This window comes from Paraburkholderia sp. BR14374 (assembly GCF_040948685.1).
In the GTDB taxonomy this organism is placed as follows: Bacteria; Pseudomonadota; Gammaproteobacteria; order Burkholderiales; family Burkholderiaceae; genus Paraburkholderia; species Paraburkholderia youngii.
In genome coordinates, this window is the sequence record NZ_JBFPKF010000053.1 from 1 (window position 1) to 9252 (window position 9252).

Here is a 9252-nt window from a genome sequence, read left to right on the forward strand (position 1 = left end):
TCTCCAAACCCGCACCTTCGTCAGCTGCCATCGCCAGCGTCTGCCGCTTCATCTTGTTCTGCCTTCCTTATCCACTCCGATCTATAACGCTCCAAGTAGCTATGCGGTGGACTTGATCAGCTTTGCCTTAAGGTCGATAAAGTTGATGAGATGGAGCCGCAGCGAATCTGGATGGTCACGTCGATGAGGACATGGCCGACATACTCAATAGATGACGACGGAACGGATGGATTCGCCCTTCTTCATGAGGTCGAAGCCCTCGTTAATCTGGTCGAGCTTGAGATGGTGCGTGATGAGGTCGTCGATGTTTATCTTGCCTTCCATGTACCAGTCGACAATCTTCGGCACATCGGTTCGGCCTCGTGCACCACCAAACGCGGAGCCTTTCCATTCGCGACCTGTTACGAGTTGGAACGGCCGCGTGCCGATCTCTTCGCCCGCTACCGCCACACCGATGACGAACGACTGGCCCCAGCCCTTGTGGGTGCACTCGAGCGCCTGGCGCATCAGCTGCGTGTTGCCCACACACTCAAAGGAGTAGTCGGCGCCGACGTCGGTCAATTGAACGATGTGGTCGACGAGGTTCTCGACTTCCTTCGGATTAACGAAGTGCGTCATACCGAACTTCTTCGCCAGCTCGACGCGACCCGGGTTGATGTCCACGCCGATAATCTTGTCGGCACCCACCATCTTCGCGCCCTGAATCACATTCAGTCCGATGCCGCCGAGTCCGAACACCACGACATTCGCGCCTGCTTCGACCTTCGCCGAATACACGACTGCGCCGATGCCGGTTGTCACGCCGCAGCCGATGTAGCAAATCTTGTCGAGCGGTGCATCCTCACGCACCTTTGCGACCGCGATTTCCGGCACAACGATGTAGTTCGAGAACGTCGACGTGCCCATGTAGTAGAACAGCGGCTTGCCGTCGAGGGAGAAGCGCGATGTCGCATCGGGCATCAAACCCTTGCCTTGCGTCGAGCGGATGGCCTGGCAAAGATTGGTTTTGCGCGAGAGACAGAACTTGCACTGGCGACACTCGGGTGTGTACAAGGGAATGACGTGGTCTCCTTTCCTCAGCCTGCCGACTCCCGGTCCGACGTCCACAACAACACCCGCGCCCTCGTGTCCCAGGATCGCCGGGAAGATGCCCTCAGGGCCGGCGCCGGAGAGGGTGTAGTAGTCGGTATGGCAGATGCCGGTTGCTTTTACTTCGATCAGCACTTCGCCGGCGCGAGGACCTTCGAGGTCCACCTCTTCAATAGTGAGCGGCGCACCAGCCTTCCATGCAACAGCTGCTTTTGTCTCCATGATTTCTCGTTCCAAGCGAAACTGGTTACGAGAATGATGTGGCAACGAACTGACTTGCTGGCCAGAGCCTCTCGAAATTGGCTTAAAACCAGTGCATGTTGGCCAAGTACTCCATGGTGGCTGTGCCGAGACAATTGTCATCAACCTAACGGAGTCCGTGTGTACTGAGTTACAGGGGAAAATTCCATGGATCATGCGGTCGTCTTTTCCCGGTCAGCCGACACGCTATGCATGTATTGCAACTTGTCGCACTGATGCCTGTCATGCGGGCCGCTAAGTCAATTCACTCAGGTGCCATCGTTCAAAAATTCCTCTGTCCGCTCCGAAGCGGTGACTCCTGCACGGCGCATCCGTCCGGGCCGGCCATCTTGCCCGAGCGCCGGGATTGCGCGTCACGGAGAGTGCCAAAATTCGGAACAAAAATATGCTTCTCCACCTAGTCAGGATAGGGGTTTTCCCGTGAGCTAGTGGCCCAAGAGATCGACCTGCTTGAAAAAAAGCATCGACAAATCAGGTAAATAATCCACCCTTTGCTGGTTGGGAGCATCAAGGACGACCTGAACCTAGGTGTTTTCATGTCCTTGACAATGGGATTTTGAGAACCAAAAATCGGGATACCGTGAAGCAATCGTGATGGCTTGGCGGAGGGAGTGGCGTACGCGCAACTGTGACTCTCGAGTCACTGGTGCGTCCGAGCAACGAGATAGCGCAGATTGCCGGCTCGTTTGCTGCCGGAATCCTAGTGCGTCGATCGTGGTAGTCGCGGCCATCCTCCCGCTGTGAGGTATCCCGGCCCTACAGATTGCGCCTGTTCTTGTGGCCGCTACGTTCATTGAGATGGGGCGAACTATCGCCAAGATGGTTGGAAACAGTATTAAGTCGGCGGTGAGTGACTGACATGGCTCTGAAGTGAATCCAGCGAGATGCATGCATCCTCGACCCGCTTCCGAACTATCAATAGATTTTTTGAAGAGACGCGCTATGAGTTCGGACCAGGTCAATACCATTCGACGCCAATTTCCTGTCACCAAACGCATGTTGTATCTCGACTCTGCGTATCAGGCGCCGATGTTAAACAGCGTACAGGGCGATCTACTTCGCCCTCAATGACGCTTGAGCGTTGCCGGAACGTGGCGGAATCCGCGTGGCGTTTGCATTATTTAACAATGCAGACGATGTAGACCGTTTTTGTGGAGATCGTTCGAAGCAGGCTTGAGGAGGGCGCACTGTCGAGGTTTGCAAACATAGACTGATGTCGAAGAGCGGAGACACGTTAGTGGAATGGAGGTCATCACCTGATCTCGGGAGAGATGGTTCTGCCGGGGAAAAGAGTTAAGGAAGGTCTGCAAAAGTCCTGGCATTGACGCCCCGTTCAGCTATCCTGGAAGCATCGCGAATTAGTTGAGGAGAAGAGTAATGTCGCAGTTGGGTCTTGACCTGGATCTGTCAACCAAGCGCACGCGCAAGAGGGAATTTCTCGATGAGATGCGGCGTGTCGTGCCTTGGTCGAAGCTGATTGCGCTGATCGAGCCGCACTATCCGGCAGGCAAAACCGGACGGCCGCCTTTTCCGATCGCGACGATGCTGCAAATTCATTTTATGCAGCAGTGGTTCGGTCTGTCGGACCCTGCAATGGAAGAGGCGCTGTACGACGTGCCGCTGTATCGCGAGTTCGCGGGCATGGTGCGTTTGCCGGATGAAAGCACGATTCTCCGGTTCCGCCATCTGCTTGAAACACATGGGCTGGCCGCGCAAATGCTCGCACTGGTCAATGAGATCCTGACGGAGAAGGGCTTGATGCTAAAGGCTGGATCCGCAGTCGACGCCACCCTGATTGCCGCGCCCAGTTCGACAAAGAACGGATCCGGCACCCGGGATCCGGAAATGCACTCGACGCAGAAAGGCGGCAACTGGTATTTCGGAATGAAATCGCACATCGGCGTCGACGCAGACTCCGGACTGGTTCATACAGTCATTGGAACGGCGGCCAATGTGCACGACACCACCGTTGCCCAGGCGTTGCTGCACGGCAAGGAGACGGATGTCTACGCTGACGCCGGGTATCAGGGAATCGAAAAGCATTGTGAGGCCGACGCAGCTCGTTGGCATGTTGCGATGAGACCGGGCAAGCGCAGACTACTGGACCTGAGTAATCCTCTGGACGCGATATACGATCAGATCGAGCGGCTCAAGGCCGGTATCCGTGCCGAGGTTGAGCACCCGTTTCGAGTCATCAAGCGGCAGTTCGGCTATGCGAAGACCCGCTATCGCGGTTTGATGAAAAACACTGCCCAGATCACCACGTTGTTCGCTTTGAGCAATTTGTGGATGGCGCGCAGAGCTTTGCGAAACGCTTAAGATGGAGCCGGTGCGGGCATATGTTTCACCGGTACAGCCTCCGACTGGTGACTGTACCGGGCGATCTCCGCACAAGGAATGTCGTCGCCGTTCAGACTGCGATGCGTGTGGAAAATCGCCGCTACGAAAACGACTTCTGCAGAGCTTCCTTAACACGCGATTAAAAAGTGCCTGAGGGGAGAGGTTGAATATTGACTTCACAGGCGGGATCAATTTTTACGTTGGATATCAAATCTGAATGGGTGCATTGATGAAGAAGATGATTTTCTGGGCTGTGTCGGCGGCGATCGCATGCTGTTCGGGTGCCGCGTCTGCTGACGATTGGTCGACGATCAGATTTGGGGTGGATCCTACTTCTCCGCCGTTTGAATCAAAGACGCCGGATGGCGCACTTGTTGGATTTGACATCGATCTTGGATCGGAGATATGTGCGCGCCTTCATGCGAAGTGCGTATGGGTGGAGAATGAATTTGATGGCCTGATTCCAGCACTCGCAGCGAAAAAGTTCGATGCCATCTTGTCTTCGATGTCGATGACCGAGAAGCGGCGTCAGCAAATAGATTTTTCGGTCAGGTTGTACAAGACGCCAAATCGCCTGGTCGTGCGAAAGGGCTCAGGTTTGGAGCCGACCCCTGCGTCATTGAAAGGTAAGAAGATCGGGGTTCAGCAGGGTTCAATCCAGGAGACGTATGCAAAGAAAAATTGGGAGCCTGCCGGCGCGATCGTTGTGTCCTACCAAATTCAGGATCAGGTCTACGCTGATCTGATTTCGGGGAGACTAGATGGGGTATTTCAGGATGCGGTAACGACGGAATATGGTCTCCTGAAGACTAAGAATGGAAAGGACTTCCAGTTTTCAGGGGGAGATATCTACTCGAGTAACGGGGCCGGCATTGGCTTGAGAAAAAGCGATATTGAGCTAACAAATAAAATAAATAAAGCTATTGAGGGGATGTTGGTGGACGGGACGTATTCGAGAATCGCAAAAAAGTATTTCGAATTCAACCCCTACGGTGGTTGATCGATTTTTTGGTAATTTTGGCAATGTATCGAGATGCGTCAGCCGGCGGGGGTGAGCGTTCGTGCGACGAGCATTGCCGGTTAACATTTCAAACGGTGCAATGACTCTCGGTGAGGTCGAGTGCGACGACAGTGCTTGATGATGAAACGTAGAGTACTGTCTCGCACTCCTCTGTTCCTGCAGAATACTGAAAGGTGGTCGGTAGCTATGAAGAGACATAAATTCCCCCTGGTCTCGCCCGCTGTTGGGACCCAACGCGAGCTCGTGGCCTTAACGTTTGGTGAGCCAGCCGAAAAGAAGGTGTATCTTCAATCATCGCTGCATGCCGACGAGATACCGGCAATGCTGGTGAGTGTAATGCTCCAGGAGAGTTTTATCGAGCTGGAAAAAGCCGGAAAAATTAAGGGTGAGATTACATTGGTCCCCGTGGCTAATCCAATCAGCCTGAATCAGCACCTGCTTGGACAATTCCTGGGGTGTTTCGAGATGAATACAGCTCGAAATTTCAATCGTCGGTTTTATCCGTTGGGAAATCTGGTATCCAGAATAAAGCAACTTCTTTCCAATGACAGTGCGGGTAACCTGAATCTAATCCGGTCAGTTCTCAGGGACAGCATCGACCTTGAAGTACCCGCGACGGAATTCGATTCACTACAATTGACACTTTTGAAGCTGGCCTGTGATGCAGATATCGTTCTGGATCTTCACTGTTCACTCGAGGCGGACGTTCATATCTATACGAATACCTCTGGATGGCGCCAGATAGAGCCTCTTGCACGGTATCTCGGATCTACTACCCAGCTTTTGGGCGATGAATTCGAGGGCGGAACATTCGACGAAACGATTGGTGGTTTCTGGAACGAAATCCGAAGTCAATGTCGCGTTTCGAAACCCATCCCTGATGGCTCGGTTGCTGCTACGGTGGAGCTCAGAGGCGAGCGAGACGTATCTTATGCTTACGCCAGAAAGGATGCCGATGCAATCGTAGATTATTTAACGTACCAGGGGGTGATTGAAGGCGAGGTAAAGCCGTTGCCACCGTTGTTGCACCCGGCGACGTTGTGGGACTCAAGAGAGGAATACCATGCTCCTCATAGTGGCATAGTCGTGTATCTCGCGAAAGTTGGAACTCTCGTGGAGGAGGGGGATCCTCTGTTCGACATTGTTGATCCTTTGGATGAGAGGACAACTACAGTAAAGAGCCGGACTCGGGGCGTTTTCTACATGCGTCGTGCCATCCGGTTCGTGACGGCCGGGGCTGAGATTGGACGGGTAACAGGAAGGCCAGCCGTTTAGTTGAAGCAATGCAGTTGGAGACCGATTATGTTCTTACAAGGCTACGGCCCGATAATTCTCGCGGGCACTTCGCAGACCATTAAGCTATCGCTGTTGTCGCTGACATTGTCGTTTGTACTGGGACTGTTCGGCGCAGCGGCGAAAGTGTCAAAGAACCGCTTCACGTATCGCGTTAGTACGGCCTATACGACGCTCGTTCGAGGTGTGCCAGATCTCGTGCTGATGCTTTTGCTCTTTTATAGCCTGCAAATCTGGCTGAACCAATTGACCGACGCGTTGGCCTGGAATCAGATCAACATCGACCCATTCGCAGCCGGCGTGTTTGTGCTCGGCTTCATCTACGGCGCATATTTTACCGAAACCTTTCGGGCTGCGTTTCTAGCTGTTCCGCGCGGTCAGCTAGAGGCCGGCAGCGCCTATGGCATGCCCGGTTGGCAGGTATTCCGGCGAATCATGTTTCCTCAGATGATGCGCTTTGCGTTGCCCGGCATCGGAAACAACTGGCAGGTGCTTGTCAAGTCGACGGCACTTGTGTCGATCATCGGGCTGGTCGACGTCGTGAAGGCGTCCCAGGATGCAGGCAAAGGCACGCTGCGTTTCTTCTTCTTCACCCTTATTGCGGGGGGCGTTTATCTCCTCATTACGACGTTTTCGAATCTTATCTTGACTTGGCTCGAGAAGCGTTATTCAACAGGCGTCCGGAGAGCGGAACTATGATAGAAGTTATTCAGGAGTACTGGAGAAACTATCTATACAGCGATGGGTATCGCTTCACGGGCGTTATCGTTACGTTGTGGCTTCTGGTTGTATCAGTGGGTGTCGGATTTTGTCTGTCAGTCCCGCTTGCCGTTGCCCGCGTCTCAAAGCGGAGATGGCTTTCTAAAGTGGTTTGGCTCTACACCTACGCATTCCGTGGCACGCCACTCTACCTGCAGCTGCTGCTTTGCTACACGGGGATCTACAGTCTGCAGGTCGTGCGAGGTGAGCCGCTTCTTGACGCATTCTTCCGCAACGGGATGAATTGCACGCTCCTCGCTTTCGCGCTCAATACCTGTGCGTATACGACGGAGATCTTTGCAGGCGCGATCAAGGCCACCTCGTTCGGCGAAATCGAAGCTGCGCGAGCATATGGAATGAGTACGCTAACAATGTACAGGCGGGTAATTCTGCCATCCGCATTGCGTCGTTCTCTACCTCTGTACACTAATGAGGTAATCGTGATGCTGCACTCAACGTCTGTGGCCTTTACAGCAACGGTGCCGGACCTCCTTAAGATTGCGCGCGATGTCAATTCGGAAACATATATGTCATTCGAGGCGTTTGGCACCGCGGCGCTCCTTTACCTGGCAATCTCATTTGCACTGGTTGGGATGTTCCGTCGCGCCGAGCATCACTGGTTGGCCTATCTCCGCCCACAGGGTACATGATTTACGAACGACATCATGAAAACACAGAATCACAAGGTATTTGTCGAAGATCTGCATAAGCAGTACGGTAGCATCGAAGTCCTGAAGGGTGTCTCACTGCGCGCAAACGCGGGCGACGTGATCAGCGTCATCGGGTCATCCGGATCGGGAAAGAGCACGATGCTTCGTTGTATCAATTTTCTCGAGCAGCCAAACGCGGGGCACATCTTCATCGATGGCGAGGAAGTGCGGACACATAGAGACAAGACCGGTACCCTCAAGGCGAGTGATAGTGCGCAGCTACGCAGTGTGCGCACGAAACTCGCAATGGTGTTCCAGCACTTCAATCTGTGGGCGCATATGAATGTTATTGAAAACGTGATTGAAGCGCCAATGCACGTGTTAAAGCTTTCAAGGCGCGAAGCCGAGGAGCGTGCGCGAGAGTATCTCGAGAAAGTCGGACTAGCCCCACGCGTTGAGAAGCAATATCCATCGCATCTCTCCGGCGGGCAGCAGCAGCGCGTCGCGATAGCGCGTGCGCTTGCGATGCATCCGGACGTGATGCTGTTCGACGAGCCGACGTCGGCCCTCGATCCGGAGCTCGTCGGCGAAGTGCTGAAGGTGATGCAGAAGCTGGCCGAAGAAGGCCGCACGATGATTGTCGTCACGCACGAGATGGGCTTTGCGCGCAACGTCTCCAACCATGTGATGTTCCTGCATCTGGGGCGCGTTGAGGAAGAGGGGGCGCCTGCCGAGGTTTTTGGTAACACGCGGACTGAGCGCCTGAAGCAGTTCCTGTCGGGCAGCCTGAAATAGCACTGCGGGATGCTAAACGCTTCTTGATAATATGTCTCGTCCCCCCTCAGTATTGTTGCTTTTAGGCGCTACCAAGGGGGCGCAAGATAGACGCAGTGCAGTGGTGGTGCACAGCGAGTCGCCGTTGACCGTTCACCATAGTTCGGGGAGAGAATGCAGCATGGAAGCTGCAGCTAGATGCGGTGTCGCGCTGATGGATTATCCGGATTCAGGAAGACTGCAATAGCGATCTCCTGGACTGCTCAGGGATAGAACACGGTGGTGGCCATGTTTTTAGACAGAATTGACGCTCACATTCTTGAACTTGTTCAGAAAAACAATCGGCTGACGAGCGAGGAGCTCGGGGAAAGAGTCGGGTTGTCCGCAACAGGCGTCCAACGTCGACTGAAGCGGATGAGGTCCGACGGTGTAATTGAAGCAGACGTATCAATCGTGTCTCCGAAAGCGATCGGCAGGAATGTTACGATGCTGGTTCTCGTCTCCCTGGAGCGCGAGCGGGCCGATATCGTTGATCGCTTCAAGCAGTCGATCTGCGACACGTCTGAGGTAATGAGCGGGTTCTACGTTACCGGAGACGCCGACTTTGTTCTGGTGGTGACTGCAAACAATATGGAAGACTACGAGCTCTTCACAAGGCGCTTTTTCTACGAAAACCCGGACATAAGATCATTCAAGACAATGGTTGTTATGGATCGCGTTAAAGCAGGATTTAGTTTGCCTGTGCAATCGGTCACGGTTGATTAACGCGTCGACCTGAAAGTTGGTCAATAAGTCGCATACAAATCGAACGAGGTTTAAGTGGCTTAAGCGATATGTTTTGCGTGCCTCTCCGCGTATTTATGAGCGTCGTGCCTGCTGAAATCAAGTTGCGCGCTTTGGTGATGTCATGATTTGCGTAACTCTTTTGAATCAGGATTTAGCACGCTGTTGAAATACCTCCCACGCACGTCATCCGCGCGGGAGGGGTAAACGTTGAAACAAAGAACCGGACAACACTGAGACTGAAGCGATGCGCGGAGCGGACGGCTATACCGAGTCGATGTT

Annotated in this window: 8 protein-coding genes; 7 read left to right on the plus strand and 1 reads right to left on the minus strand. The window is 53.7% G+C overall.

Features of this window, described 5'->3' with window-relative positions; translation table 11 throughout:
* Window positions 1-204 precede the first annotated feature (204 nt).
* A complete protein-coding gene (locus tag AB3X86_RS37130) occupies window positions 205-1311 on the minus strand; it encodes an S-(hydroxymethyl)glutathione dehydrogenase/class III alcohol dehydrogenase (RefSeq protein ID WP_368599777.1) in 1107 nt (368 codons plus the stop codon).
* Between the two features lie 1416 nt (window positions 1312-2727).
* On the opposite strand from AB3X86_RS37130, the gene AB3X86_RS37135 reads away from it, so the two are divergent.
* From AB3X86_RS37135 to AB3X86_RS37165, 7 genes are all read left to right on the plus strand, one after another.
* A complete protein-coding gene (locus AB3X86_RS37135) occupies window positions 2728-3669 on the plus strand; it encodes an IS5 family transposase (protein WP_368599778.1) in 942 nt (313 codons plus the stop codon).
* Between the two features lie 250 nt (window positions 3670-3919).
* The gene (locus AB3X86_RS37140) at window positions 3920-4690 is read left to right on the plus strand and encodes an ABC transporter substrate-binding protein (protein WP_368599779.1); all 771 of its coding nucleotides are present in this window, start codon (window positions 3920-3922) and stop codon (window positions 4688-4690) included.
* A 207-nt stretch (window positions 4691-4897) separates the two neighbouring features.
* Complete coding sequence (locus AB3X86_RS37145) at window positions 4898-5986, plus strand: succinylglutamate desuccinylase/aspartoacylase family protein (protein WP_368599780.1); 1089 nt, start codon at window positions 4898-4900, stop codon at window positions 5984-5986.
* A 27-nt stretch (window positions 5987-6013) separates the two neighbouring features.
* The gene (locus tag AB3X86_RS37150) at window positions 6014-6703 is read left to right on the plus strand and encodes an ABC transporter permease (protein WP_368599781.1); all 690 of its coding nucleotides are present in this window, start codon (window positions 6014-6016) and stop codon (window positions 6701-6703) included.
* Window positions 6700-7413, plus strand: coding sequence for an ABC transporter permease (locus tag AB3X86_RS37155; RefSeq protein WP_368599782.1), 714 nt, complete (start codon window positions 6700-6702; stop codon window positions 7411-7413). The genes AB3X86_RS37150 and AB3X86_RS37155 overlap by 4 nt, the downstream gene beginning before the upstream one ends.
* 15 nt (window positions 7414-7428) lie before the next feature.
* Window positions 7429-8208, plus strand: coding sequence for an ABC transporter ATP-binding protein (locus AB3X86_RS37160; RefSeq protein ID WP_368599783.1), 780 nt, complete (start codon window positions 7429-7431; stop codon window positions 8206-8208).
* 267 nt (window positions 8209-8475) lie between these two features.
* Window positions 8476-8952 carry an Lrp/AsnC family transcriptional regulator gene (locus AB3X86_RS37165; protein ID WP_368599784.1) on the plus strand — a complete coding sequence of 159 codons (477 nt, stop codon included), beginning with the start codon at window positions 8476-8478 and terminating at the stop codon, window positions 8950-8952.
* The last annotated feature ends 300 nt before the right edge of the window (window positions 8953-9252 follow it).

Excerpts from the sequence above, each read along its gene's own strand:
- AB3X86_RS37130 (WP_368599777.1), bottom strand. The coding sequence starts at position 1,311 with ATGGAGACAAAAGCAGCTGTTGCATGGAAGGCTGGTGCGCCGCTCACT.
- AB3X86_RS37135 (WP_368599778.1), top strand. The coding sequence starts at position 2,728 with ATGTCGCAGTTGGGTCTTGACCTGGATCTGTCAACCAAGCGCACGCGC.
- AB3X86_RS37140 (WP_368599779.1), top strand. The coding sequence starts at position 3,920 with ATGAAGAAGATGATTTTCTGGGCTGTGTCGGCGGCGATCGCATGCTGT.
- AB3X86_RS37145 (WP_368599780.1), top strand. The coding sequence starts at position 4,898 with ATGAAGAGACATAAATTCCCCCTGGTCTCGCCCGCTGTTGGGACCCAA.
- AB3X86_RS37150 (WP_368599781.1), top strand. The coding sequence starts at position 6,014 with ATGTTCTTACAAGGCTACGGCCCGATAATTCTCGCGGGCACTTCGCAG.
- AB3X86_RS37155 (WP_368599782.1), top strand. The coding sequence starts at position 6,700 with ATGATAGAAGTTATTCAGGAGTACTGGAGAAACTATCTATACAGCGAT.
- AB3X86_RS37160 (WP_368599783.1), top strand. The coding sequence starts at position 7,429 with ATGAAAACACAGAATCACAAGGTATTTGTCGAAGATCTGCATAAGCAG.
- AB3X86_RS37165 (WP_368599784.1), top strand. The coding sequence starts at position 8,476 with ATGTTTTTAGACAGAATTGACGCTCACATTCTTGAACTTGTTCAGAAA.